The organism is Allobosea sp. 05T438 (assembly GCF_056396025.1).
The window spans coordinates 104,366-130,140 of the sequence record NZ_JBFTKQ010000008.1 but is presented as its reverse complement, the minus strand read 5'-3'; the positions used below and the strand labels follow the sequence as shown (position 1 = coordinate 130,140).

26 protein-coding genes are annotated in these 25,775 nt (G+C 67.2%); 11 read left to right on the top strand and 15 right to left on the bottom strand.

Going from position 1 to position 25,775, the window contains the following annotated elements; translation table 11 throughout:
* Positions 1-137: 137 nt before the first annotated feature.
* A complete protein-coding gene (locus AC1DIN_RS17590; RefSeq protein WP_476810721.1) occupies positions 138-1,787 on the bottom strand; it encodes a caspase family protein in 1,650 nt (549 codons plus the stop codon).
* 403 nt (positions 1,788-2,190) lie between these two features.
* On the opposite strand from AC1DIN_RS17590, the gene AC1DIN_RS17585 reads away from it, so the two are divergent.
* The 5 genes from AC1DIN_RS17585 (at position 2,191) to AC1DIN_RS17565 (ending at position 7,066) form a co-directional block, all read left to right on the top strand.
* Positions 2,191-2,958, top strand: a complete 768-nt coding sequence (locus AC1DIN_RS17585; protein WP_441472800.1) for an ABC transporter ATP-binding protein — start codon at positions 2,191-2,193, stop codon at positions 2,956-2,958.
* Positions 2,945-3,691 (top strand): ABC transporter ATP-binding protein, encoded by a 747-nt coding sequence (locus AC1DIN_RS17580; RefSeq protein ID WP_476766524.1) that lies wholly within the window; start codon positions 2,945-2,947, stop codon positions 3,689-3,691. Before AC1DIN_RS17585 ends, AC1DIN_RS17580 begins: the two co-directional genes overlap by 14 nt.
* Positions 3,692-3,768: 77 nt before the next feature.
* Positions 3,769-4,974: an ABC transporter substrate-binding protein gene (locus tag AC1DIN_RS17575; protein WP_441472798.1), complete on the top strand. Its 1,206-nt coding sequence runs from the start codon at positions 3,769-3,771 to the stop codon at positions 4,972-4,974.
* Between the two features lie 194 nt (positions 4,975-5,168).
* Positions 5,169-6,056 (top strand): branched-chain amino acid ABC transporter permease, encoded by an 888-nt coding sequence (locus tag AC1DIN_RS17570; protein WP_441472797.1) that lies wholly within the window; start codon positions 5,169-5,171, stop codon positions 6,054-6,056.
* Positions 6,057-6,076: 20 nt separating this feature from the next.
* A complete protein-coding gene (locus tag AC1DIN_RS17565) occupies positions 6,077-7,066 on the top strand; it encodes a branched-chain amino acid ABC transporter permease (RefSeq protein ID WP_476810720.1) in 990 nt (329 codons plus the stop codon).
* A 10-nt stretch (positions 7,067-7,076) separates the two neighbouring features.
* Here the strand turns inward: AC1DIN_RS17565 and AC1DIN_RS17560 are convergent, their stop codons facing one another.
* Positions 7,077-7,607, bottom strand: coding sequence for a hydrolase (locus tag AC1DIN_RS17560; RefSeq protein ID WP_476810719.1), 531 nt, complete (start codon positions 7,605-7,607; stop codon positions 7,077-7,079).
* 133 nt (positions 7,608-7,740) lie between these two features.
* Here AC1DIN_RS17560 and AC1DIN_RS17555 point away from each other — a divergent pair, with 133 nt between their 5' ends.
* The 3 genes from AC1DIN_RS17555 (at position 7,741) to AC1DIN_RS17545 (ending at position 10,461) form a co-directional block, all read left to right on the top strand.
* The gene (locus tag AC1DIN_RS17555; protein ID WP_441472794.1) at positions 7,741-8,187 is read left to right on the top strand and encodes a MarR family winged helix-turn-helix transcriptional regulator; all 447 of its coding nucleotides are present in this window, start codon (positions 7,741-7,743) and stop codon (positions 8,185-8,187) included.
* A gap of 123 nt (positions 8,188-8,310) precedes the next feature.
* Complete coding sequence (locus AC1DIN_RS17550; RefSeq protein WP_476810718.1) at positions 8,311-9,804, top strand: MDR family MFS transporter; 1,494 nt, start codon at positions 8,311-8,313, stop codon at positions 9,802-9,804.
* A 96-nt stretch (positions 9,805-9,900) separates the two neighbouring features.
* Positions 9,901-10,461, top strand: coding sequence for a DUF1269 domain-containing protein (locus AC1DIN_RS17545; RefSeq protein ID WP_476810717.1), 561 nt, complete (start codon positions 9,901-9,903; stop codon positions 10,459-10,461).
* Between the two features lie 123 nt (positions 10,462-10,584).
* Here AC1DIN_RS17545 and dapD read toward each other — a convergent pair whose 3' ends face one another.
* From dapD to AC1DIN_RS17510, 7 genes are all read right to left on the bottom strand, one after another.
* A complete protein-coding gene (dapD, locus tag AC1DIN_RS17540) occupies positions 10,585-11,427 on the bottom strand; it encodes a 2,3,4,5-tetrahydropyridine-2,6-dicarboxylate N-succinyltransferase (RefSeq protein WP_441472791.1) in 843 nt (280 codons plus the stop codon).
* Positions 11,428-11,484: 57 nt separating this feature from the next.
* Positions 11,485-12,246 (bottom strand): precorrin-6A synthase (deacetylating), encoded by a 762-nt coding sequence (cobF, locus tag AC1DIN_RS17535; RefSeq protein ID WP_476810716.1) that lies wholly within the window; start codon positions 12,244-12,246, stop codon positions 11,485-11,487.
* Between the two features lie 53 nt (positions 12,247-12,299).
* Positions 12,300-12,515, bottom strand: a complete 216-nt coding sequence (locus tag AC1DIN_RS17530) for a hypothetical protein (protein WP_441472789.1) — start codon at positions 12,513-12,515, stop codon at positions 12,300-12,302.
* Positions 12,516-12,606: 91 nt separating this feature from the next.
* A complete protein-coding gene (locus AC1DIN_RS17525; protein WP_441472788.1) occupies positions 12,607-12,873 on the bottom strand; it encodes a hypothetical protein in 267 nt (88 codons plus the stop codon).
* A gap of 156 nt (positions 12,874-13,029) precedes the next feature.
* Positions 13,030-13,809, bottom strand: a complete 780-nt coding sequence (locus AC1DIN_RS17520; protein ID WP_476810715.1) for a VOC family protein — start codon at positions 13,807-13,809, stop codon at positions 13,030-13,032.
* Positions 13,810-13,833: 24 nt separating this feature from the next.
* Positions 13,834-14,820, bottom strand: a complete 987-nt coding sequence (locus tag AC1DIN_RS17515; RefSeq protein ID WP_476810714.1) for a TRAP transporter substrate-binding protein — start codon at positions 14,818-14,820, stop codon at positions 13,834-13,836.
* Between the two features lie 68 nt (positions 14,821-14,888).
* Positions 14,889-15,488, bottom strand: a complete 600-nt coding sequence (locus AC1DIN_RS17510; protein ID WP_476810713.1) for a nitroreductase family protein — start codon at positions 15,486-15,488, stop codon at positions 14,889-14,891.
* Between the two features lie 273 nt (positions 15,489-15,761).
* Between AC1DIN_RS17510 and AC1DIN_RS17505 the strand changes: the two genes are divergently transcribed.
* Positions 15,762-16,664, top strand: coding sequence for an aldose 1-epimerase family protein (locus AC1DIN_RS17505; RefSeq protein WP_476810712.1), 903 nt, complete (start codon positions 15,762-15,764; stop codon positions 16,662-16,664).
* Positions 16,665-16,676: 12 nt separating this feature from the next.
* On the opposite strand, the gene AC1DIN_RS17500 is transcribed toward AC1DIN_RS17505, so the two are convergent.
* From AC1DIN_RS17500 to AC1DIN_RS17475, 6 genes are all read right to left on the bottom strand, one after another.
* A complete protein-coding gene (locus tag AC1DIN_RS17500; protein WP_476810711.1) occupies positions 16,677-18,266 on the bottom strand; it encodes an ABC transporter substrate-binding protein in 1,590 nt (529 codons plus the stop codon).
* 56 nt (positions 18,267-18,322) lie between these two features.
* Positions 18,323-19,831 carry a serine hydrolase domain-containing protein gene (locus AC1DIN_RS17495; RefSeq protein WP_476810710.1) on the bottom strand — a complete coding sequence of 503 codons (1,509 nt, stop codon included), beginning with the start codon at positions 19,829-19,831 and terminating at the stop codon, positions 18,323-18,325.
* A 10-nt stretch (positions 19,832-19,841) separates the two neighbouring features.
* Positions 19,842-20,999: an amidohydrolase gene (locus AC1DIN_RS17490; RefSeq protein ID WP_441472781.1), complete on the bottom strand. Its 1,158-nt coding sequence runs from the start codon at positions 20,997-20,999 to the stop codon at positions 19,842-19,844.
* A gap of 129 nt (positions 21,000-21,128) precedes the next feature.
* The gene (locus AC1DIN_RS17485) at positions 21,129-21,344 is read right to left on the bottom strand and encodes a hypothetical protein (protein WP_476810709.1); all 216 of its coding nucleotides are present in this window, start codon (positions 21,342-21,344) and stop codon (positions 21,129-21,131) included.
* Between the two features lie 93 nt (positions 21,345-21,437).
* Positions 21,438-22,178: a M48 family metallopeptidase gene (locus AC1DIN_RS17480; protein WP_441472779.1), complete on the bottom strand. Its 741-nt coding sequence runs from the start codon at positions 22,176-22,178 to the stop codon at positions 21,438-21,440.
* Positions 22,179-22,236: 58 nt separating this feature from the next.
* Positions 22,237-23,538 (bottom strand): polyhydroxyalkanoate depolymerase, encoded by a 1,302-nt coding sequence (locus AC1DIN_RS17475; RefSeq protein WP_476810787.1) that lies wholly within the window; start codon positions 23,536-23,538, stop codon positions 22,237-22,239.
* A 183-nt stretch (positions 23,539-23,721) separates the two neighbouring features.
* On the opposite strand from AC1DIN_RS17475, the gene AC1DIN_RS17470 reads away from it, so the two are divergent.
* Together AC1DIN_RS17470 and AC1DIN_RS17465 are read left to right on the top strand one after the other, a co-directional pair.
* Positions 23,722-25,074: an ActS/PrrB/RegB family redox-sensitive histidine kinase gene (locus AC1DIN_RS17470; protein WP_441472777.1), complete on the top strand. Its 1,353-nt coding sequence runs from the start codon at positions 23,722-23,724 to the stop codon at positions 25,072-25,074.
* A gap of 88 nt (positions 25,075-25,162) precedes the next feature.
* Positions 25,163-25,726, top strand: coding sequence for an ActR/PrrA/RegA family redox response regulator transcription factor (locus AC1DIN_RS17465; protein WP_476810708.1), 564 nt, complete (start codon positions 25,163-25,165; stop codon positions 25,724-25,726).
* Positions 25,727-25,775 lie beyond the last annotated feature (49 nt).

Sequence of the window (25,775 nt, the reverse complement as noted above, 5' to 3'; positions counted from 1 at the left end):
GGCACTTCCCCCATCAGACGCCGCCCTGCAGCAGCCGCACGATGTCGCCGCGCAAGGCCATGGCCGCCATACTACAGCAGGAAAAAAGCCGGCCCGAGGGGCCGGCTTTCCGGATGATATAAGCGGGAGACGGTGCCTCAGCGGCGGAAGCCGCCACCGATCACCCCGCCCAGAGCGCCGCCGACGATGCCGCCGAAGATCGCGGCACCCGTGCTGTCCCCGGCATCACTCTCACGCGTCCGGACGCGGCCCTGATAGCCGCTGCTGCTCGTGCCGCGGGCCGGAGTAGCCGAGCCTCCATAGGCCGTGCCGCGCTCGCGGGCGAGATCGCGCCGGTACATCTCCTCGCCCTCGTCGGTGGTCTTGCGGGCACTGCGGCTACCCTGCTGGGCATCGCCGACCTTGCGGGTCTTCTTCTCGGCGGCCGCCTTCTCTTCCTGAGCCAGCACCTGCCGATAGGCGACCTCGCTCTGGGCGCGCAGCGCCGTCGCCTGCATGGCCGTCAGGAAGCCGGTCTCCGGGATGCTGCGCGACTTCTGCCATTCCTGGATCGCCTTGCGCTGGCCCGGCCCGAAGGTGGTGGCGGGCTTGCCGGACTGGAAGCCGGCGACGCCGAGGCGGACCTGCAACTCGCGGCGATCCTTGGGCTGGAGCTTCATCGCCGTCTCGGTCTGCACAGTGCCGACCTCCTTCTTGAGCGCCTCGTCAGTGACGCCGGGAGGCGTTTCCGTGGCGCTCGCAGCGGGCTTCGCCGCTTCAAGGCTGGCAAGGCGATTGCGCGCGAAGGTGGCGAACTGGCCGGACGGGAAGGCTTCGAGATAAGCGCGATAGTCGGCTAGGGAATTGCCGCGCTCGGCGACCTCCCATGTCTTCACGTCGAGCTGGGCACGGTCCAGCGAGGGCGCAGCCGGCATGGCCGGAACCGGCACGGCCGCGTCGATGGTCTTGGTCGCGGCAGCCGAGGCATCGACCGAGGCGAGCTTCAGCGTCGGGTTCATCTTGAACTCGCCGATGATCGACGAATTCGTCCAGGGCTTCTGCTTCTTGCCCGTCGTTTCCCAGACATCGGCGCGCACGCGGTCCATCACCGTGGTGATGGAGACCTCGGGCGTCTCGATATGCTTGAGCAGGGCGGAGGTGAACGGGCTGTTGCCGTCACGCTCGCCATCGAGCGCGGTCGCGCGCGGATCGGTGGCGAAGGCGATCAGGATGCCGGAGGCCGACTGGGTCTCGATCGCGGTGAGGCCGCGCGTGACGGCACGGGACTTCGCGGCGAGCTGGGCCGCGAAGGGGTTGTCGCGGCAGGCATCGAGGATGACGATGTTGACGCGCTCGTCGCGCTGCATCTGTCGCAGGACCAGCTGCACGTTGACGGCCTTGAAGTCGAGATCCGCCTCAGAACGCAGCGAGGCGTCGACCGGGATGAGATAATTCTCGTCGCCGACGGCGATGCCATGGCCGGCATAGTAGACGAGGCCGGCCTTGGCGCCGTCGAGCTTCTGCGCGAATTCGCGCACGATGCCCGTCATCTCGTCCATCTTGAGGTCGTAGCCTTCGACGACGTCGAAGCCGAGGCGCTTCAACGCGGCCGAGATGCCCTTGGCGTCCCGCTGCGGGTTGGCGAGCGGCGGCACCGCCGTATAGGCGCTGTTGCCGATCACCAGCGCAACGCGCCGCTCCGGCGCGGCGGCGAAGCCGGGCGAAGACAGCACAACGGCCCAGAGCACCAACGCAAGGACCGAAGCCATGCGGGCTTGGAACACCGAAACCAGAGACGCGAAGCTCACGACAACCTCCTCCGAATTCAGCGGCACATACCTTCTGGCCGCGAAGCTCCCGACAGGGGACACCACACGATTGGTCGACGGACAACAATAGTGAAAGCCAACGGGCATTTTTACCGCAACACTTCCCGACGGTAAACCAGAATACCCCTTGGTCGCGCCCACCTTGTCCCAGGTTCAAATGGATTTTTCGGATTCGCGTCCGAAGCAGGCAACATCGCGCGACGCGGCCGGGCGCGACATCCTTCATTTGCAGGACATCTTCAGAATAAGACCAAAGTATATGAACCTGCTTCCGCGAGCCGCTCAGCGAACGTTGACTTATGTTCCCGACGCGGTGCAGCATGCCATGCAAGGGGAACCGCACAAGCAAGAAAGACTAAGCTGATGAAGGCTGGCAGTCGGCATGTCTGAGGACAATATTCTTTCGACCTCAGGTCTAACCAAAGAATTTGCCGGCTTTACAGCTGTGAACGGCGTCAACCTCAATGTCCGGCGCGGCTCGATTCACGCTTTGATCGGCCCCAATGGCGCCGGCAAAACGACCTGCTTCAACCTGCTGACCAAGTTTCTCCCGCCGACCCGCGGAACGATCACGTATAACGGCCGGGACATCACGCGCGAGAAGCCGGCCGAGATCGCGCGGCTCGGGCTGGTGCGCTCCTTCCAGATCTCCGCCGTGTTCCCGCAGCTGTCGGTGCTGACCAATGTCCGCATCGCCCTGCAGCGCAAGCGCGGAGATTCCTTCGATTTCTGGCGTTCGGAGCGCACGCTGAAGAGCCTGGACGACGAAGCGAGGAGCCTCGTCGACGCGGTGGGCCTGACGCCCTTTCTGTCACTGACCGCCGGCGAGCTCTCCTACGGCCGCAAGCGCGCGCTGGAGATCGCGACGACGCTGGCGCTCGACCCCGAAATGCTGCTGCTCGACGAGCCTATGGCCGGCATGGGCCGCGAGGATGTCGATCGCATCGCTGCGCTGATCCGCAAGATCTCGCAGAACCGAACCATCCTGATGGTCGAGCACAACCTCTCGGTTGTCGCCTCGCTGTCGGACCGCATCACCGTGCTGGCGCGCGGGCAGGTCCTGGCGGAGGGCGATTACGCCACCGTCTCGAAGGACCCGCGCGTGGTCGAGGCCTATATCGGTTCGGGAGGCGGCCATGGCCATCACTGAGGCTGTGAAAGCTCCCATGGCCGCTTCCGGCAGCGCGCCGCTGCTGAAGGTGCGCGGGCTCGAGGCCTGGTACGGGGAATCACATGTGCTGCACGGCATCGATCTCGACGTCGCGCCCGGCGAGGTCGTAACGCTGCTCGGGCGCAACGGCGCCGGCAAGACCACGACGCTGAAGTCGATCATGGGCGTGATCGGCAAGCGCAAGGGCTCGGTCGTGCTGGAGGGCAAGGAGACGATCGGGCTGCCATCGCGCGCGATCGCCCGGCTCGGCATCGGCTTCGTGCCGGAAGAGCGCGGCATCTACGCCTCGCTCTCGGTCGAGGAGAACCTGATGCTGCCGCCGCAGGTCCGGCCCGGCGGGCTTTCCCTCGACGCCATCTTCACGCTCTTCCCCAACATCAAGGAGCGGCTGAAGAGCCAGGGCACCAAGCTCTCCGGCGGCGAGCAGCAGATGCTGGCGATCGGGCGCATCCTGCGGACCGGCGCGCATCTGCTCCTGCTCGACGAACCCACCGAAGGCCTTGCGCCGGTGATCATCGAGCAAATCGGCCGCACCATCGCAAAACTGAAGCAGGAGGGCTTCACCATCATTCTGGTGGAGCAGAACTTCCGCTTCGCGCAGACCGTGGCGGACCGGCATTATGTCGTCGAGCAGGGCAAGGTCATCGACATGATCCCCAATTCCGAGCTCGACGCCAATATCGACAAGCTGCACCGCTATCTCGGGGTTTGACGGGCTTCGCCCGGATGCCGGCATTGCGCGGCCAAGAACACGGCGAAATGCCGACAACCACAGCAGGGAGAACAATGATGAAGCTGAAGACGATTCTTGCAACGACCGCGCTCGCCGCCCTGATGGCGAGCCCGGCGCTAGCCCAGCAAATCTCCGTCAAGGCCGGCGTGCTGAACGACCGCTCCGGCCTCTATGCCGACCTCGCCGGCGAAGGCTCGGTCGTCGCCGCGCGCATGGCGGTCGAGGACTTCAAGGCGGCCGACAAGGGTATCAAGGTCGAGATCGTCTCGGCCGACCACCAGAACAAGCCGGATGTCGGCTCGACCATCGCCCGGCAATGGTACGACCAGGACGGCGTCGACCTCATCCTCGACGTACCGACCTCGTCGGTGGCGCTGGCTGTCAGCCAGATCACCAAGGAAAAGAACAAGGTCAACATCAACTCCGGCGCCGGCAGTTCCGACCTGACCGGCAAGGCCTGCAACGCCAACACGATCCACTGGACTTACGACACCTATGCCCTGGCTCAGGGCACCGGCGGCGCCATGGTGAAGGCCGGCGGCGACACCTGGTTCTTCCTGACCGCGGACTACGCCTTCGGCCATGCGCTGGAGCGCGACGCGACCGCGACCATCACGAAGGCCGGCGGCAAGGTGGTGGGCTCGGTGAAGACGCCGTTCCCGGGCACCGATTTCTCGTCCTTCCTGCTGCAGGCGCAGGCCTCCAAGGCCAAGGTGATCGGCCTGGCGAATGCCGGCAGCGACACCACCAACGCGATCAAGCAGGCGGGCGAGTTCGGCATCGTCGCCGGCGGGCAGAAGCTCGCGGGCCTGCTCGTCTTCATCAGCGACGTCAACGCTCTCGGCCTGCAGGCGGCGCAGGGCCTGGTCCTGACCGAATCCTTCTACTGGGATCGCGACGACCAGACCCGCGCCTGGTCGGAACGCTTCGCCAAGCTCAACGGCGGCAAGAAGCCGACCATGGTGCAGGCCGGCGTCTATTCCGGGCTGCTGCATTACCTCAAAGCGGTCGAGGCGACGAAGAGCAAGGACAGCGCCACCGTCATGGCCAAGATGAAGGAGATGCCGACGGACGATCCGCTCTTCGGCAAGGGCACGATCCGTCCGAACGGGCGCAAGATGCACGACATGTATCTCTACGAGGTCAAGAAGCCGTCCGAGTCGAAGGGCCCGTGGGACTACTACAAGCAGATCGCGGTTCTGCCGGCGGAGCAGGCCTTCCAGCCGCTGGCCGAGAGCGAGTGCCCGCTCGTCAAGAAGTGAGTTGCTGAAGCCCGGCTCGGCCGGGTTTCAAACCCTCCGGCGTCATTCCGGACCGGCCGCGAAGCGTGCCGATCCGGAATCCATCATAGAGCCGTTGCGCCTTTCGATGGATTCCGGGTCTCCGCTTCGCTCCGCCCGGAATGACGACGGGGTTCCATGAAGACCTTCCGACGTCCAGATGATCTGAGTCCCGCATGTTCGAACTTCTTGGCGTCCCGCCCCAGGCGCTGTTCGGCCAGGTCCTTCTCGGCCTGATCAACGGCTCGTTCTACGCGATCCTCAGCCTCGGGCTGGCGGTGATCTTCGGGCTCTTGAACATCATCAACTTCACCCATGGCGCCCAGTACATGATGGGCGCCTTCGTCGCCTGGATGTGCCTGAACTATCTCGGCATCAACTACTGGGCGGCGTTGCTGCTGGCGCCGATCATCGTCGGTGCGACCGGCATCGCGATCGAGCGACTGCTGCTCAAGCGCATCGCCCATCTCGACCATCTCTACGGGCTGCTGCTCACCTTCGGGCTGGCGCTGATCATCCAGGGCGTGTTCCGCAACTACTACGGCTCCTCGGGCCTGCCCTATGCCATCCCCCCGCAACTCGCCGGCGGCCAGAATCTGGGCTTCATGTTCCTGCCGAATTACCGCGCCTGGGTGATCTTCGCCTCGCTCGTGGTCTGCCTCGGCACCTGGTTCCTGATCGAGAAGACCAAGCTCGGCGCCTATCTGCGCGCCGCCACGGAGAATCCGACCCTGACCCAGGCCTTCGGCATCAATGTGCCGCTGCTGGTGACGCTGACCTACGGCTTCGGCGTCGCGCTCGCGGCCTTCGCCGGCGTTCTGGCCGCGCCGATCTATTCGGTCAACCCGAACATGGGCGGGGACCTGATCATCGTCGTCTTCGCCGTGGTGGTGATCGGCGGCATGGGCTCGATCATGGGCGCCATCGTCACCGGCTTCTCGCTCGGGCTGGTCGAGGGCCTGACCAAGGTGTTCTACCCGGAAGCGGCCGCGACGGTGATCTTCATCATCATGGTGCTGGTGCTGCTGGTGAAGCCTGCCGGCCTGTTCGGCCGCGCCCACTGACGCAAGCGAGGGACAATCACATGACCGACCTTGCCTCGACCGACACCCCGGCTGCCGCCGTCGTCACCGAGACCGACGACAGCACGGCGCGCCTCCACCGCAACCTTTTCATCGCCATCGCCGCGGTGCTCGTGGTCGCGCCCTTCGTCGTCTATCCCGTCTTCGTGATGAAGGTTTTGTGCTTCGCGCTGTTCGCGCTCGCCTTCAACCTCCTGCTTGGATATGGCGGCCTGCTCTCCTTCGGCCATGCCGCCTATTTCGGCATGGCGAGCTATGTCAGCGCTTACACCGCCAAGAACTGGGGCCTGACGCCGGAGCTCGCGATCCTGCTCGGCACGGCAATCGCGGCCGTGCTCGGCACCGTCTTCGGCGCGCTCGCCATCCGCCGCCAGGGCATCTATTTCGCCATGATCACGCTGGCGCTGGCACAGATGGTGTTCTTCTTCTCGCTGCAGACGCCGCGCTTCACCGGTGGCGAGGACGGCATCCAGGCCGTGCCGCGCGGCACGTTCCTCGGCCTGATCAGCCTCGCCGACGACCGCGTGCTCTACTGGCTGGTGGCGGCGATCTTCATGATGGGCCTGCTGCTGATCTACCGCATCATCCACTCGCCCTTCGGCCAGGTCTGCAAGGCGATCCGCGACAACGAGCCCCGCGCCATCTCGCTCGGCTACCGCGCCAACCAGTACAAGCTGATGGTCTTCGTGCTCTCGGCCACGCTTGCCGGCCTCGCCGGCGCGACCAAGGCCATCGTGTTCCAGCTGGCGTCGCTGACCGACGTCTACTGGTCGATGTCGGGCGAGGTCGTGCTGATGACGCTGGTCGGCGGCCTCGGCACCGTCTTCGGCCCGATCGTCGGCGCGCTCGTCATCGTCGCCATGCAGAACTATCTCGCCACCCTCGGCGCCTGGGTCACCGTCGTCCAGGGTATCGTCTTCGTGGTCTGCGTCCTGCTCTTCCGCGAGGGCATTGTCGGCGTCATCGCCAAGGCGATCAGGAAGCCGCTGTAAGAGGCCGCCTCTAGCGGATCAGCTTCGAGATCGTCCTGAACTGCGGGTGATCGGCCGTCCGCAGCCATTCGAACAGCACCATTTCGGTGGTGACGATCTCGGCGCCATGGCTCGCCATGCGGTTCAGGGCGATCTCGCGCGACTCCGGGGCGCGCGAGCCGATCGCATCGGCAACGACGACCACACGCCGGCGATGATCGAGCAGGCTGAGCACGGTCTGGCCGACGCAGACATGCGCCTCGCAGCCGCAGATCACCAGCTCGCGGTCGCCCGCCAAGGCGTCGAGGAAATCCGGCTCGGCACAGGCGTCGAAGCTCATCTTCGCGACGACCGGCCCAGCCCCCGCCAGCTCGGGCACTGTCGCGCCCAAACCGCGCGGATTCTGCTCCGTCAGGACTGCGGGAATGCCGAGCAGGCGCGCGGCCTCGACGAGCCGGCCCGCATTGAGCAGCACCCTGTCGCCGGCATGGATCGCCGGCATCAACCGCGCCTGGAAGTCGATAACGACCAGCATCGCATTCTCGGCGGCCAGCAGCGCCATCGCAAACCTCCTCACGCTGTTTCCTGGTTGCCCGTCATAGCGCGCCTTGGCACTGTCGGCGTCAACCCGGCCTGCCAGCAGCCGCCGGGTGCAGCCGCTTGACTCGCTCCGGCGCGCCCCACATGCAATCGGCATGAACGAGGATGCCGGCGTTCCCTTCGCGACCACGCTGCATGTGCGCGACCATTGCCTGTGCCTGCATGTACAGCGCGCGGCGCGCACCCTGGCGCGCCGCTTCGACGAGGCGCTCCGGCCTGTCGGGCTGACGAACGGCCAGTTCTCGCTGCTGATGGCGCTCAATCGTCCGGCCCCGCCATCGCTCAGGCCAGTCGCCGACCTTCTCGCCATGGACCGCACGACGCTGACGGCGGCGCTGAAACCGCTCGAACGGCGCAGCCTCATCCGGGTCGCCGCCGACCCCGCCGACCGTCGCAGCAAGCTTCTGTCCCTGACGCCAGAAGGACGCGCCCTGCTCGCCGCGGCCGTACCGATCTGGCAGAGCACCCATGCCGCTATCGAGGCGGCGTTGCCCGGGGATGCGCCTGAGACGTTGCGCGCCGCCCTGCGCGAGCTGGCCTGACGAAGCGCGCAGCAACCGCTCCGCCCTCATCGCAGGGCCGCCCCGACAACACGCGGCTGGCGCATGGCACAAGCCGGCACTAAGTTCTGTCATTCCGAAAATGCAGGTTCAAACACGGTTTCCATGGACAAGCGGCTCGACGCACCGGCCCAGGCCGCATCGCTGACCCCTGCCGATATCCGCTCGATCCTGATCGGCGTCATGCTGGCGCTGTTCCTGGCGGCGCTCGACCAGACGATCGTCGCGACCGCGCTGCCGACGATCGGCCGCGAGCTCAACGACGTCACGCATCTGTCCTGGGTCGTCACAATCTACCTGCTGGCTTCGACTGCCGTGACGCCGCTCTACGGCAAGCTCGCCGATATCCATGGGCGGCGGGTGGTTCTGCTCTCCGGCATCGCTGTCTTCGTCGTCGGGTCGGTGGCCTGCGCGCTTGCGCCGTCGCTCTGGCTGCTGGTGCTGGCACGCTTCATCCAGGGGCTCGGCGGCGGCGGGCTGATCGCGCTCGCCCAGACCATCGTCGCCGACATGGTGCCGCCCAAGGAGCGCGGACGCTATCAGGTCTATTTCGCCAGCGTCTTCATGTCGTCCTCCCTGCTCGGCCCGGTCCTCGGCGGCGTGTTGGCGGAGCAGCTGCACTGGTCGGTGATCTTCTGGATCAATGTCCCGCTCGGGTTCGTGGCCTACTGGATGACGAGCTCGGCGCTGAAGCGCCTGCCGCGCCATGAGCGCCCCCACAGGCTGGACGTGCTCGGCGCCTTGCTGATGACGCTGGGAACCGTGTCGCTGCTGCTGGCGCTTTCCTGGGGCGGCACCGCCTATCCCTGGCGCTCCCTGCCGATCGCCGGGCTGGTCGGCATGTCCCTGGCGCTCTGGGCACTCTTCGCCTGGCGGCTGCGGACCGCGTCCGAGCCGCTCATCCCGCTCGATCTGCTCGGCAACCGTGTCGTGCGGCGCGGCACCGTCGCAGCCGGCTTCGGCATGGGCACCTTCATCGGCCTGACGATCTATCTGCCGCTCTATTTCGAGACGGTGATGGGGATGAGCGCGACCCATTCCGGCCTCGGCCTCCTGCCGCTCACCTGCGGCACCGTGGTCGGCGCGACGAGCTCCGGCCGGGCAATGTCACATGTCACGAACTACAAGCGCGTGCCGCTGGCCGGTCTCTTCGTCGCCCTTGCCGGCACCGCCGTGCTGTCCGCCTTCTCGGGCCAGCTCCCGCTGCTGGCCTTCTCCGCGATCCTCGCGGTCGTCAGCATCGGCTTCGGCACGCTGCTGCCGGTCGCGACCGTCTCGATCCAGAATGCGGTGAGCGCGCATCAGCTCGGCACGGCAACCGCAGTGGCCAATTTCTTCCGCCAGATTGGCGGGGCGCTGATCGTCGCGGTCTTCGGCGCGATCGTGCTCGGCGGCGTCGGCGGCCCCGCAGCGCAGCTTTCGCCCGAAGCGCTGAAGCTCGGCACGGTCGATCGCGAGACGATGGTGACGCTGTTTCGCTATGTCTTCGGCGCAGCGAGCCTCGGTTTCGGCTGCGCCCTGATCTCGCTCGCCCGCATGGAGCAGCGGCCTCTGCGCGGCCGGGCAATCGAAGCGGCCAAGGCCGTCGGCGGCGAGTAGCGCCGCATCGGGGGAACTGACAGCGCAGCTGTGCGTTGCCTTGTGCCTGTCATCCGCACGGGCCAACATGCAGCATCAGCAGCAGGAGTTCCCGCCATGTCCGATCTCGTCGTCATCGTGTATCCGACCGAGGCCCGCGCCGAAGAAATGCGCCAGAAGCTCATCGGCCTGCAGAAGGAATATCTGATCGAGATCGGGGATGCCGCCATTGCGGTCATGCATGAAGACGGCAAGGTGAAGCTGAACCAACTGCTCAACACCACGGCGATGGGTGCGGTCTCTGGTTCGTTCTGGGGCCTGCTGATCGGCGCGATCTTCCTGATGCCGATATTCGGGGCGGCGATCGGCGCGGCCTCCGGCGCGCTCGGCGGCGCCCTCACCGACTACGGCGTCGACGACAAGTTCATGAAGGATCTGTCGAGCAGCCTGCGGCCCGGCAACGCCGCGCTCTTCGTGCTGGTCAAGAAGGTGACCGGCGACAAGGTGCTGGAGGCGATCCGCGGCACCGGCGGCACCGTGCTCAAGACCTCGCTCGACCACACGCAGGAGCAGAAGCTGCGCGACGCGCTCGCCGACGCACATGGCGCGGCGCCAGCGACCGACACGCCGCCCGAGCCTTATCCGCAGGGAACGGGCGCTCCCTCGCCGGTGGGTTGAGGGGTCCTTGCAGCGTCATTCTCAGGCGAAGCCAAACTTCGACCTGAGAATCTCGTCACAAGAAGACACTGGGTTCCGAGATGCTCGGGTCAAGCCCGAGCATGACGCAGGGCGACCGCTGCCTCAATCCCGGAGCAGCTCGTTGATGCCTGTCTTGGAGCGCGTCTGCGCATCGACCGTCTTGACGATGACGGCGCAGGAGAGCGCCGGGCCGGGCGTGCCGTCCGGGAAGGGCTTGCCCGGCAGCGACCCCGGCACGACCACCGAATAGGGCGGCACCTTGCCGACATGGACCTGGCCGGTGGCGCGATCGACGATCTTGGTCGAGGCCGAGATGAAGACGCCCATCGAGAGCACCGAGCCCTCGCCGACGATCACGCCCTCGACGACCTCGGAGCGGGCGCCGATGAAGCAGTTGTCCTCGATGATGGTCGGGTTGGCCTGCAGCGGCTCGAGCACGCCGCCGATGCCGACGCCGCCCGAGAGATGCACGTTCTTGCCGATCTGGGCGCAGGAGCCGACGGTCGCCCAGGTGTCGACCATGGTGCCGCTGTCGACATAGGCGCCGATATTGACGAAGGACGGCATCAGCACGACGCCGGACGCGATGAACGAGCCCTTGCGCGCGGCGGCCGGCGGCACGACGCGAAAGCCGGCGGCGCGGAAGCGGTTCTCGCCCCAGCCCTCGAACTTCGACGGCACCTTGTCCCAGAACACGCCCTCGCCCGGTCCGTTGGCGATGATCATGTTGTCGGTCAGGCGGAAGGAGAGCAGCACGGCTTTCTTCAGCCACTGATGTACGATCCAATCCGCGCCCTGCTTCTCGGCGACGCGGGTCTCGCCGGCATCGAGCATCTCGATCGCCTGCTCGACCGCCTCGCGGACAGCGCCCTTGGTGGAGATGCCGATCTCGGCCCGGTTCTCCCAGGCGGCGTCGATGGTGGCGGCGAGATCGGCGAGGGACATCGGGCAGCTCCAGCGCTTAGAAGGTCGCGGGAGCGATGGCGGATGCGGGCTCGTGCGTCAAGCCGCAGGGCGCCGGCGCAGCAGATAGGTATCCATGATCCAGCCGTGGCGGGCGCGGGCCGCAGCACGCACGCGCACGATCTCGGCGGAGAGTTCGGATAGCGGCCCGGCGAGGAGTATCTCGTCGGGCGTGCCGAGATAGGCGCCCCAGTAGATGTCGAGACGATCAGGATCGAGCCTGGCGAAAGCCTGCTCGCCATCGAGCATGACGACGACGCTGTCCTGATCGGCCGGGAAGCCCGCCGCCAATCGCCGGCCCGTAGTGATCAGGATCGGAGCGCCGATCGTATTGAGGGGGATGCGGTGGCGCGCGGCCAGCACCTGGACGCTGCTGATGCCGGGATAGACCTGCCAGTAGATGGGGAGACCGGAGGCGACGACCCGCTCCATGATGCGCAGGGTGCTGTCGTAGAGCGCCGGGTCGCCCCAGACCAGCAATGCGCCTGTCTGCCCCGCGGCCAACTCCGCCTCGAACAGGGCGCGGTAGCGCTTGGCGATGCGCTCATGCCAATCGTCGACCACTCCGTGATAGTCGTTGCCGGCCTCGCCGCGGCGCGGGATGTCGACGGGAACGGTGCGGTAGTCCGGGCTGCGGATGAAGCGTGCGCAGATGCCTTCGCGCAGGCCCCGCAGCGCCGCCTTCTCCTCGCCCTTGTCGGGGATGAACAGGACGTCGGCGCGGTTCAGCGCCGCGATCGCCTCGATGGTCATGTGGTCGGGATTGCCGGCCCCGATGCCGATGATGAGGATGTTGCGCATGCCGCTCCGCCGATCCACGGCGCCTTAGCATGGCATGTCAGCGGAATGCGAGGTCAGGCCCGGCCGAGAACGGCCATGCTGGCGAGGTCCGGCTGCGAGCCCGGCACCGCGCTCAGCGCCAGCGCCGCCTGAAGCGCCTCCAGATCCGCCTGGAGGCGCGGCCGCCAGCCGCAAGGGCATGGCTGATCGCCGCAATGAGCATCCGCCACCTCTCTGTAGACCGAACCGACCGCCTGCGCCGCCAACTCCATCAGGGTGAGAGGCGGCAACCGAGTATCGTGGAGCGCCGCGCAAAAAGCCGTCAGCACCGCCTGCCGGATTTCGGCCCGGGCGGTTTCCAACGATTCTACGCTCCCCTGATCAGGCCGCACGATCGATGCCCTTCATGGCGGCATGGAGGCGGTTCGGCGGCCCCTGTTCAGGCAATGTGACGACAAGCAGATCGACAAGGCGCTGCATATGCGGCGGCAGTGCCGCATCGGCAGCGAGATCGCCCGGCCCTTTCGCGAGGGCGAGCGCCCGGCGCAGCTCCGGCCGGCTTGCACCCGTGCGAACGATTTCGCGAATGATGATCTCGTCGATGCGGCCGATCGCGGCCGCGACATCGACCTCCGTGACTCCACCCATTCCGGTCCCTCCGTCGGTTGATTCACTGATCGCGAGGGAGAGATAGGCAGACCGGCGATTCGATGCAAGCCTTTGTTATTACTACATAAATAGAACGATTCGAAGGTAACGGGCCACTGTCGCCCGCAAGCGTGACCGGAAAATGACGTCGCCGGCTCAGGGATCGCGGACGATCTCCAGACGGGCACCATGGGTCAGGCCGTCGTCGAGCACGGCGTCGTCCGGGCCGTAGAAGGAGATCGCATACGCGCCCTGGCCCCGGGCGATGAGATGGGCTGCCGGAGCGGCTGCGGCGGAAGCGCGCGGTTCCACCAGCGAGAGGGTCTGACGTTCCAAGCGGAACTGGACGAGGCCGAAGCCGAGTCCGGGAACGCCACCGATCGCCAGCGGCTCGCGGCCGAGCAAGGTCCGGTAGCGGGCTGTCGAGCTCACGAGATCCTGAACCGCTACCGTGACGCCTGCGACGCCGGTGACGCCGTTGCGGTGACGACGTGCCGCACCGGCCGGGACGCGCAGATCGCGCGGCGTGACGTCGGTGACGAGGAAGGGGATATCCGGCTCGGGCGGGCGTGCCGAACGCCAGGCGATGCGTGCGCCATCCGGCTGGAGCCGGCCGCCCTCGATCGGCCCGTCCATGACGATGCCGGCGGCGCGGGCGCGGGCGAGATCGGCCTCGAAATCATCCGGCAGCACGGCGTAGTCGACGAGGCCCGGACCGGCACGGTCCAGCACCTGCCACCAGCGGAAACCCGGCACGGGCCGCGGGAAGGCGATGATCTCGAGATAGGCGCCGTCCTCGAACACGACGAGCGCGTTGCGCGAGCCGCGCGGGTGCTCGCCGCCCGGCAGCACGGTGAAGCCGAGCGCGGCATAGTCCCGTACGGCAGCATCGAGATCGGTGACGGCGATGACGATATGGTCAATCGAAAGCGGCATGGCTGTCGTCCTGCGATGCGGTGATCAAGCGCTTTGCGCGATGGCTTCGATCTTTGCCATGCCGCCGATCTGGGGCGCAAAGCTCGCCCAGACCTTGCGGGCGCCGTCCTGCCAGCCGGCACGGTCCTGGGCCGGCACGGTCCTGCCGCCTTCGGAAGCGGCCTTCGCCATCGAGGCCGCCTCGTCGGCCAGCATCAATTCGTCGAAATAGGCGGTTCCCTCGGCCATGGCTGCCGCCAGCGCCTCACGGTCTGCCGGCGTCAAAGCCTTCCAGAACGGTGCGGCGAACATCACGACCCCGGTCGCCCAGATATGGCCGGTCTCGATCAGGACCGGCACGACCTCATGCAACCTGAAGCCGACATAGGCGGATTTGGTCAGGTCCATGCAGTCGACCACGCCGGTCTTCAGCGCGTTGTAGGTCTCGGGGATCGGGATCGGCGTCGGATAGGCCCCGAAGCCGGACCAGAGCGCGGTATGGAGCGGGCTCTGGATGACGCGGATGCGCTTGCCCTTGACCGACGCCGGCGTCGTCAGCGGCTCCTTGGCCAGCAGATGGCGGGCGCCATAGTTGATGAAGCCCGGCACGACGAAGCCCTGCGCCTCGTAGCGCGCCTTGAGTTCGGCGCCCAGCGGGCCGGCCAGAACCCGGCCGAGATGGTCGCGGTCGCGAAACAGGAAGGGCAGGTCGAGGATCTGGCCCTCCGGCACCCAGCCGGACAAGGACGAAACGGTCGAGAGCGCCGCCTGGATCGAGCCCAAACGCAAGCCCTCGGCGACCTCCTTCTCGCCGCCGAGCGCGGCATTGGGCACGATCCGCAGATCGAAGCGTCCGGGCGCGGTGCGCGCCAGGATCTCGGCGACGCGCCGCCAGATCTTCGTCTCCGGCTTGTCCTCGCCAAGCAGAGAGGCGACGGTGACCGGCCGGCCGGCGGCGAAGGCTCGCCCGCCCTTCAAGATGGCGGGCGCGGCGAGGGAACCGGCGGCGAACTGGCGGCGGGTGATCAGCAAGAGCGTGCCTCCTTCAGCGCATGCCGCGGGATCGCGCGAATCGCGGCCCGCGGCAAGAGGCACACCGCTCAGGCCGGGAAGGCGCCCTCGAAGGCGGTGGCCGAGATCGGATTGCGCTGGCTCGGCGTCTCGCGCGCCTGCAAGGCTTCCGGCAGTTGCGCCTTGTCGCCGGGCTTGCCGATGGCGACGGCCGCCTCGACGCGATAGCCGGTCGGAACCTTCAGCTCCGACAGCGCACGCCCACGATCGAAGCCGACCATGCCATGGGCCTGCCAGCCGAGCCGCACGGCCTGGAGGGCGAGATTGGCCCAGGCAGCGCCGGCATCGAAGGAATGGCTGTAGGACGGCACTTCCTCGGTCTTGCCGGGCAGCGCCATGGTCTCCTTCGAGACGATGACGACGAGAGCCGCCGCATTCTTGGCCCAGGACTGGTTGAACTCGTTGAGCAGGCCGAGCAGCGTCTGCCAATGCGCCGTGCCGCGACGGGCATAGATGAAGCGCCAGGGCTGGGAGTTGTAGGAGGACGGTGCCCAGCGCGCCGCCTCGAACAGCGCCTTCAGCTCGGCCTCCGAGATAATTTCGTCGGTGAAGGCGCGCGGCGACCAACGCTCCAGGAAAAGCGGGTCAATGTCGTGCTCGGCGGAGCGGTTATTGGCAGTGTTGGTCATCGGAAATCCTGACGGCATGAACGAAACCCGGCGCGGAATGCGTCACGGCGGGAGCGCCTGCGGAGGCTCCCGGCAGGATCGGCACGGGCGAACGAGGGGTCAAGGAAAGGAAAAACCTAAAAAAGACCGGATTCGACAATGCGTTGCCTGCCGGATGAAGCCGGCGGAGAATGATGCCGCTTTTGCATGGATTCCGGGGAATGCGGGATCACGCTTGCGTGATATGCAGGACAGACCGGCTTGCGGGATCAGGGCCAGCCGGCGGAGACGAAGATGACCGACACATATGAGATTGCCTCCGGCCGGCTGCGTGCGACGATCCGGGCTGAAGGCGGCGAGCTGATCGCGCTGTCCGATGCGAATGGGCCGCTGCTCTGGCATGGCGGGCCGGAGTGGCCGCGCCACGCGCCCGTGCTCTTCCCGATCGTCGGGCGCCTCACCGACGACACGCTGATCCATGAAGGCCGGTCCTACCATCTCACGCAGCACGGCTTCGCCCGCGACAGCCTGTTCCGATGGATCGAGCGGGCGCCCCAACGCGCCGTGCTGGAACTGCGGGAGAGCGCGGACACGCTGGCGCGCTACCCGTTCCGCTTCGTGCTGCAGATGATCTACGAGTTCGCAGGCGATACGCTTTCGGTGACGACGCGGGTCGTCAACCCGGCCGAGACGACACTGATCTGCGGCGCCGGCGCTCACCCGGCCTTCCTCTGGCCGTTGGCGGAGGGCGTCGCGAAGGAGGACCACCGCCTCAGCTTCCTTCAAGCAGAACCCGGCCCCGGCCTCAGCGTCGAAGGCGGCCTGCTCGGCGCGCCCATTCCCCTGCCCTTCGAGGGCACGGAGCTGGCGCTTGCGGAGGCGCTGTTCGTCAACGACGCGATCGTGATCCCGGACGTTGCCAACCACTCGGTGCGGTTTGCGGCCCTCGACGCGGCCGGACGCGAGGTCCGCGCCCTCACCGTGAGCTGGGAGGGCTACAAGGACCTCGGCATCTGGTCGAAGCCGACCGGCGCCCCCTTCCTGTGCATCGAACCCTGGTTCAGCATGGCGAGCCCGGTCGGCTGGCAGGGCGAGTTCGCGGAGAAGCCGGGCATCCTGACGCTGGCGCCCGGCGAAAGCCGCGATTTCGTCTGGCATGCCACGCCGCATTTCATCCCGACGGCTTCTCCGGCATGAGCAGCCGCGGCCTCACTTCTTCTCGATGTTCCAGAACAGCATGACCGGCGCCGCCAGCACGCCGGCGACGTTCGTGCGGCGGGCATAAGGTTGATCGAACTGGCCGAGCACGCGATAGGGCTGCACCTCGGCAAGGCGCCTGTGCAGCGCTTCGAGCGCGACCTTGCGGCTGGCGTCGTCGGGCGCATCGACGAAGGCACCCCGCAGCTTCTCCGCCTCGGCATCGCAAGGCCAGCCGGCCCAGGCGCGCTCGCAGGCCATATTGGTGCCGATATTGGTGAGCGGCGACTGCATGGTCGCGCCCGAGGCATAGGTGACGAAGAGGTTCCAGCCGCCCTGATCCGGCGGGTTCTTGTTCTGCTGGCGCGTGGTGACGGCACCCCAATCCGCGAACTGGACGTCGACATTGAAGCCGACGGCCTTGAGCTGCGACGCCGCAACCTCGGCCATGCGGCCGATCGGGGCGATGTCGTTGCTGGTCGAGAGAACCAGCTTCTCGCCCTTGTAGCCGCTCTCCTTGAGGAGCTGGCGCGCCTTCTCCAGATCGGGCTTGGCATAGCCTTCCGCACCGGCCTCGATGCCGTTCGGCCCGCCGCAGACGAAATAGGCGTTGCAGCGCTTCCACCATTCCTCGTCGCCGAAGCCGGCCGCAAGGAAGTCCGCCTGGTCAGTGGCATAGGCCAAAGCGAGCCGGGCCTTGGGATTGTCGAAGGGCGGGTAGAGATGGTTCGGCCGCAGCATCACCTGGTTGGCAAGATTGGAATAGCGTTCGACCTTCACCTGCTTGTTCGCCGAGACGACCGGAATCAGGTCCTGGCTGGGCTGCTCCCAGATGTCGATCTCGCCGGTCTGGAGCGCGGCGGCGGCCGTTGCGGCGTCGGGCATGATCAGCCATTCGACGCTGTCGACCTTGACGACGCGGCCGCCTGCGAGGCCGTCGGCCGGCTCGGAGCGCGGCACGTAGTCGAGGTTGCGGTCGTAGACGATCTTCGAGCCGCTGCGCCATTCCTCGCGGTTGAATCTGAACGGGCCGGAGCCGACCGTCTCGGTGATCGGCTTCATCGGATCGCTCTTGGCGTCCGCCTCGCGCATGATCACCGGGATCTGGCCAACGGCCGAGCCGAGCGCGAAGGGCACCAGCGCCAGCGGGCGCTTGAGCTTGAGCCGGAAGGTCCTGTCGTCGACCGCCTCCATGCCCTCGGTATATTCGCCGAGCTTGCCGCCGATGGTATCGCGCTTCATCCAGCGGGCGAGCGAGGCGATGACGTCCTTCGTGGTGACCGGCTGGCCATCATGGAACTTCAGGCCGGGGCGCAGCGTGAAACTCCAGCTCAGCTTGTCCGGCGAGGTCTCGAAGCTCTCGACCATCTGCGGCTTCGGCTGGAGGTTCGAATCCCAGGCGAAGAGCGTCTCGTAGATCATCAGCCCGTGCATGCGGGTGATGACGATCGAGGCGGCGACCGGATCGAGCGTCTTGAGATCGGCATGCGGCGCAACGCGCAGCACGCGGTTTGCGGCGGGCTGAGCCTGGGCGGCCACCGGCAAAGGCAGCATGGCGGACGCCGTCAGGACCAGCGCGGCGGCGAAACGGGGCAGTTGCATCGGAACATCCTCCTCAATCGTCATCGGCCCGGCTGCATCGCCCACGCGGAGCGATGTCAGCCGACGCGTTTCATTTGCAAGACCCTTGCCCGGTGGCCGGCGACCCGCAAGCCGCCGTCGCCATCGAGCCAGAGGCAGGGGCGCGAGCGCCACGGGCCGTGGGGCAGATCGGCCAGCGCCCGGCCGTTCGGCAGCGGCGTCAGTCGCGAGAGCATCCCGCCGGAGGGCCAGGGCATCAGCGCCGTGCCGTCGGCCCGGATCTCGATCTCAGTGCCGAAATGCGGATCGTGCCAGCGGCCCACCAGCCGCTCATCGAGCGCCGTATCGGCCGGCACGCGCCGCAGCGAGCGCTGCACGCCGCCGATCAGGCCGGACAAGCTGTCCACCCCATCCTGCCGGAGGCGGATGTCGAGATAGGCGGGCAGGCTGCGCAAACCGCCCGCGCCGTCCGCGACCAAACGCTCGTATCCGCCCATGAAGCTGATCGAATCCGGCGTGAGTTCCGCCCAGAACGGCCCCTCTTCCGTGACGAAGAGCCCGGCCGGCGCCTGGGCGGCCGCAGGCAGATCCTGCCCGAGCAGCGCGGCCAGCACGGTCATGGCCGGCCAGAGCGCCTCTTCCTCGCGATTGCTCAGTACGACCACGCCGACACCATGGGCAGGCGCCATCAGGAAGTGATTGCGATAGCCGGTGAGCGAGCCGCCATGTCCGACGATCCCGGTCTCGCCGAGACGGCTGCAGACGAGTCCGAGCCGGTAGACGCTCTCGCCGCCATCCGCGAAATGGCGCGGTGCCGTCAGGCGCTCGAGCATGCCGGCGAGCGGCCCGCGCCCGGCGAGCAGGGCGGAGGCCCAGCCGGCGAGATCGGCAGCCGAGCCGGCGATGCCACCGGAAGCCGAGAAGTGGAAGCCGTAATGGCCGCGCCGCCAGGCCGCGCCGTCGGCCCAATAGCCCGTGGCGAGGCCGGGCACGATCTCGGCAGCGTCATAGGGCAGGCGGAAGGAGAGGCCGAGCTCGCCGGACAGATCCGCGACGATGTCGCTGTAGGACCGGCCGGTGACACGCTCGAGGATGCGCTGCCCGAGACGCCAGCCGGTGTTGGAATAGGCCATCTCCGTGCCGGGCTCGGCGCTCAGCGACGGAAAACGGCAGGCGAGCGCGAAGACCTCGTCGGCGCTCAGGGTCGCCGTGAACGGCACGCCCTGCTGCCAGAAGGCTTCCATCATGTCCGGCAGGCCGCCGGTCATGTCCAGCGCGCGGCCAAGTTCGATCGCGGCCAGCGGCGCAGGCAGCTCGGTCAGCCAGCGGCCGAGCGGTGCATCGAGGGGCACGCCGGCACGCAGCAGCGCGATCGCCAGCACATGCTTGCTGATCGAAGCGAAGCGGTTCGGCGTCTGCGGCGTGAAGGGCACCCGGTAGTCGATGCTGGCGAGGCCGCCGGCAAAGGCCTCGCGCACCCCGTCGCGATCGAACAGCACGACGGCGCCGCCGGGGCCGGCCTCGCGCTGCCAGCCAGCGGCAATTTCGTTCGCCCGCGCAGCAGCGCGCGTCCAATCCAGAGCCATGGCCTCTTCCTCAGGCCCGCGGGGCTTCGCCGACCAGATTGCGCAGCGCCCGCATGAAGACGCGTGCGCCGGTGTCGATCGCATCGTCGGGGAAGTCGAAGTCCGGGTTGTGGAGATGGGCCGTATCGCCCGAGCCGAGCAGGAACATCGCCGATTTGGCCTTGCGGCCGAACAGGCCGAAATCCTCGGAACCGCGCGAGGGCTTGGTCGGGCCGTGCGGCACCTTCTCCTCATCCATCGCCCGGCGCAGCATGGCGACGGCCTCAGGCTCGTTCTCGCAATGGTGGAAGATGTCGTGATAGCTCATCTCGGCGTCGAGGCTGCCGGCCGCCGCGACTTCACGCACCAGCGCCTCGGCCTTCTCGCAGAGCGCTCCCATCTGCGCGTCGTTGACGGTGCGCAGCGTCACCCAGAGCTCGCCGCGCCCCGGTGCGATGCCGAAGGCGGGCTCGCCGATCCCGGCATGGGTGACGGTGACCAGCGTGAAATTGGCATCGAGCTCGCCGCCCGGCCCGAGCGCCGTCAATTCGGGGATGAGGCGCGCGATGGCTGGGGCTGGCGAGCGGCCATGCTCTGGTGTCGAGGCATGCGAGGTCTCGCCATTGAGCACGATCCTGAGGCCACGTGAGGCGCAATTCGCGGCGCCTTCCGAGATGCGGGCGTGGCCGATCGGAACGCCCGGGCGGTTATGCAGCGAAAAGGCGTAGTCCGGCGCGATCTCGGCGAATTTCGGATCGGCGATGACGGCGGCGGCGCCGGCGCCGGTCTCTTCCGCCGGCTGGAACAGCAGGATGGCGCGGCCGCGCTTGGGCGGATTGCGGCGGAGCCCGCGCGCGAGTCCAGCGAGGATGGTCATGTGGCCGTCATGGCCGCAGAGATGGCCTTTTCCGGGGATCTCGGAGCGATGATCGCTGGTCGAGAGCTCCTCGATCGGCAGCGCATCGAGCTCGGCGCGAATCATCACCGTCGGGCCCGGCTCGGCGCCCTCATAGATCGCCGCAACGCCGTGGCCGCCAAGTCCGGTGACGATGCGGTCGGGCTGGGTCGGCTTGAGAAATTCGACGATGGTGGCGGCGGTCTCGCGTTCCTCGCCCGAAATCTCGGGCCTCCGATGCAGCCGATGTCTGAGATCGACGAGATCGACCATATCGCTGTTGGTCAGGAACACGGATGAGCCTCCCGGGGCTGTGGCCGGCCCAAGCGCCGGCTCTTTCCCGCAGAGGTTCGACAATTCATCCGCTTCGGCAACCCGCACCGCCGCCGGGGGCGGCATGCGCGGGCGCGATGCTGGCCGGAATCAGTTGCCGAGCTCGGCCTCAACTTCGGCATCGAAAGCCTGCGCCAGCATGGCGCGACACGCCTCGGCCTGCGCGCGGGCGGTGTCGAGCGCGATGTGAGGCATGATTTCCGCGAGATCGCGGAGCGCAAAATCCACGGCCGAAAGCAGACCGAGCACAGGCTCGGGCGCGGCAAGGGGCTGTTGCGGGCGACGGAACGCGATGACGTGACCCATAGGCATACTCACACTGAAGGCGAATCGGCGTTCAGTGTGCGGGCGCAAGTTTCATAAAGTGGTTAACGGCAAAATTGCGGCAGTGATACCGCGTCAACCATAACCGTGCAGGCTGGCGCCGTGGCGCTTCAGCCACGCCTCCGCCTCCTCGGTATGCGGGCAGAGCTTGTGGGTCAGCGCCCAGAAACGATGCGAGTGATTCATCTCCTTGAGATGCGCCACCTCATGGGCCGCGAGATAGTCGAGCACCGAGGCCGGTGCGAGAATCAGCCGCCAGGAGAAGTTCAAATGCCCCTGCGAGGAGCACGAGCCCCACCGGCTCGTGGTGTCGCGGATGGTGATCTTGCGGGCGGGGATGCCGAGCGTCGCAGTGTGATGCCGCACCGCCTTCTCCAGATCCTCGAGCGCGAGCCGCCTGAGGAAATCCTTGACCCGGCGCGGAACATGCGCGCCATCGCCCGCAACCGCGATGATCGGCGCACCATCCTTGTCCTGCGTCGCCTGCGTCAGCCCACGCGCCTTCGACCAATGGACGATACGGTGCGGGACGCCGCGCAACGGAATGCTCTGCCCCGGCTCGAACGGCACGGCCAGCGGGCGCTTCGCAATGCGCGCGGCGATCCAGCCACCATGATTCTCGGCAAAGGCACGCCCGGCAGAGAAGTCGACCCGCTCGGGCAAGGTCAGGGTGGTCTCGCCAGTCGCCTGCGAGACGCGCAGCGTCATTCGCCGCGCGTTGGCGCGCCGCTTGATCGATACGGGATAACGCGTGCCGGCATGCACGACCTCAATCCGGTCGGGGTCCGGCTGGCGCCTGAACAGGGAGATGCGCATCGACTGCGATTGTGCGGGATTCGCGGGCGATGGGGAAGGGAGAGACTATTACGCCCCGTCAGCCGGCGATCTTCAGAGCCTTGCGCTGCTCGCCGGCGCTCTCGCTGCGACGGCTCTTGGCCGCCTCCATGTCGAGACTCACCATGAAATCGGAGATGCGCGGCTGGATCTCGGCGCGGAAGCGCGAGCCGTTGAAGACACCGTAATGGCCGACCTTCGGCTGGAGATAGTGAACCCGTTTCTCGGCGGGGATGTTGACGCAGAGATCATGCGCAGCATGTGTCTGCCCGACGCCGGAGATATCGTCGTTCTCGCCCTCGACGGTCATCAGCGCGACGCGGCGAACCGCAGTCAGGTCGACCGGCTTGTCGCGATGCATCATCTCGCCCTTGGGCATGGCGTGCTTTACGAAGACGGTATCGACCGTCTGCAGGTAGAACTCCGCCGTCAGGTCCATCACGGCGAGATATTCATCATAGAAGTCGCGATGCTTCTCGGCCGAATCGCCGTCGCCGCCAACGAGGTGCTTGAACATGTCGTAATGGGCGGTGACGTGGCGATCCATGTTCATTGCCATGAAGCCCGAGAGCTGCATGAAGCCGGGATAAACCTGCCGGAACGCACCCATATGCGGGAAGGGCACGACGGTGATGCAGTTGCGGCGGAACCAGTCGGTGCCGCGCTCCATCGCAAGCTGGTTCACGGCGGTCGGCGAGCGGCGGGTATCGATCGGCCCACCCATCAGCGTCATCGAACGGGGCGCGCAGGGGTCGGCCTCGGCTTCCATGCGCGCGACCGCCGCGAGAACCGGGACGGAAGGCTGACAGATCGCCATGACATGGGTGTCCGGCCCCAGCGTCTGCAGCATGGCAATGACGTAGTCGATGTAGTCGTCGAGGTCGAAGCGGCCCTCCGTCAGCGGCACCAGCCGCGCATCGGTCCAGTCGGTGATGTAGACCTCATGACCGGGCAGGAACGCCTCGACCGTGCCGCGCAGCAGCGTGGCATAGTGGCCCGACATCGGCGCCACCAGCAGCACCTTGGGCTGCGGCTTGCGCCGCCCAGCGATCTTGCGATCGAAATAGACGAGCTTGCAGAAGGGGCGCTCCCAGACGACCCGCTCCTCGACCGCCACCTTGACGCCGTTGATCGTCGTCTCGTCGAGACCGAAGGCGGGCTTGCCGTAGCGGCGCGTGACGCGCTCGAACAATTCGCAGGAAGCCGCGACGGTGCGCCCGAAGGGCGTATAGGTCAGCGGATTGGCCGGGTTCTTGAAGGCGAGGTGCATCGCGTCGGAGACGCCGCGCACCGGGCTCACCATCATGTGAACTGCTTCGTAGGCATGATAGGCAAACGACATGGTGGCCCCGTACATGCGATCGAGTGTCCTTCTGGCGGCGCAACAAGCATGCTGCGTCGCAATAACGCAGCTTACGTTGATTTTGTTCTCATTCAACCCGGCTAAAGGCTAAGATTTTACTGCCATGTGGATGAAGCCGTCATTCCCGCTCCCGGCGGGAGCCGCGCAGAAGGCCGATCAACGGTGAGCGCCTCGGACCTCTCGACCCCTCTTCTCGCCCGAACGGGCCGCCATCTGCGGCTCGACACGCTGGTCCGGCTGCGCTGGCTGGCCATCGCCGGCCAAAGCGCGGCCGTCGCCGGCGTGCATTTCGGCCTTGGTTTTCCCCTGCCCTTCGGCTGGTGCTTCACCGTCATCGCCGTTTCCGCTTGGCTCAATATCGTCCTGCGAATCAGGTTTCCGCTCAGCCATCGGCTGCAGGACGGCCCGGCGACGGCGCTGCTCGGCTTCGACATCGCCCAGCTCGCCGCCCTGCTCTTCATGACGGGCGGGCTTCAGAACCCGTTCGCGATCCTGTTCCTGGCGCCGGTGATGATCTCGGCGACGGCGCTGCCGCCGCAACGCACCCTGCTGCTCGGCCTGCTGGCAATGATTCTGGCGACCCTGCTCAGCCGCTTCCACCTGCCGCTGCCCTGGGCGGGCGAGGACCGGCCGGTGCTGCCGCCATTCTATCAGCTCGGCAACTGGGTCGCGCTCGTGCTCGGGCTTGCCTTCACCGGCATCTATGCCTGGCGCGTCGCCAAGGAGGCGCGCGACCTCTCGGATGCGCTTGCCGCGACCGAGCTCGTGCTGGCGCGCGAACAGCATTTGTCCCAGCTCGATGGGCTCGCCGCCGCCGCCGCCCATGAACTCGGCACCCCGCTCGGCACCATCGCGCTGGTCGCCCGCGAGCTCACGCGCCTTGCCCCGCCGGACGGCGAGATGGCCGAGGACATCGCGCTGCTGCGAGAGCAGGTCGAACGCTGCCGCGGCATCCTCGGCAAGCTCTCCAGCCTGCAGGACGACGATGCCGGCCCGCTGGATCAGCTGACGCTGCGTCTGCTGATCGAGGAAGCGGCCGGGCCGCAGCGGCCCTTCGGCGTGCCCTTCGAGATCACCATGACCGGCGACAAGCCGGAGCCGGTCTGCCGGCGCAACCCCGGCATGATCTACGGCCTCGGCAACATCGTCGACAACGCGGTCGATTTCGCGCGCTCGACCGTGACGATCGCGGCCGAATGGACGCAGAGCCGCGTCGTTCTGACGATTGCCGACGACGGCCCGGGCTTTCCGCCCGATGTGCTGATGCGGGCGGGCGAGCCCTATCTCTCGCGCGGCAGCGGAGAGGGACGCGCCGGTGGCGGGCTCGGGCTCGGCCTGTTCATTGCGAAGACCCTGCTCGAGCGCGGCGGCGCGACGCTGGAATTCTCGAACCGCCCGGCGCCGGCGAGCGGCGCCTCGATCCGCATCGTCTGGCCCCGTGACGTTTTTGAAGCGGACCTGCCCGCGATGGGGGGTACCAAGCCGGAAGCATCGGCATTACATGAGCTTAGCTGACCGCAAGCCCGAACGGCATGCGGCCGGCGTTTCGAAACCTCACTTCGCGCCACCGCAGCGCGCATGGACAAGCGGTCAGGAGATCAAAATGCAGGATGCGCCGAGCCAGACCGGCAGGCCCGACAACACGGACATGTCGCTGTTGCTGGTCGATGACGACAAGCCTTTCCTCACCCGCCTCGCCCGCGCCATGGAAGGCCGCGGCTATGTGGTCCGCATTGCCGACAGCGTCGCCGCAGGGCTCGCTGCGGTGGAGGAATCCGCCCCGGCCTTCGCTGTGATCGATCTCCGTCTGGGTGACGGCAACGGGCTCGACGTGATCGCCCGGCTCAAGGAGCGCCGGCCGGAAGCCCGCGGCGTGGTCCTCACCGGCTACGGCAACATCGCCACCGCCGTCAGCGCGGTGAAACTCGGCGCCTTCGACTTCCTCGCCAAGCCGGCCGATGCCGACGAGATCCATGCCGCGCTCGCCGCCGCGCGCGATGCCCGGCCGCAACCGCCCGAAAATCCGATGTCGGCCGACCGCGTCCGCTGGGAGCATATCCAGCGCGTCTACGAGCTGTGCAGCCGCAACGTCTCCGAGACGGCGCGCCGCCTCGGCATGCACAGGCGCACGCTCCAGCGCATTCTCGCCAAGCGCGCCCCGCGCTGATCCGACGACCAACAGAAGAAAGCCCGCCGGGCGACATGTCCGGCGGGCT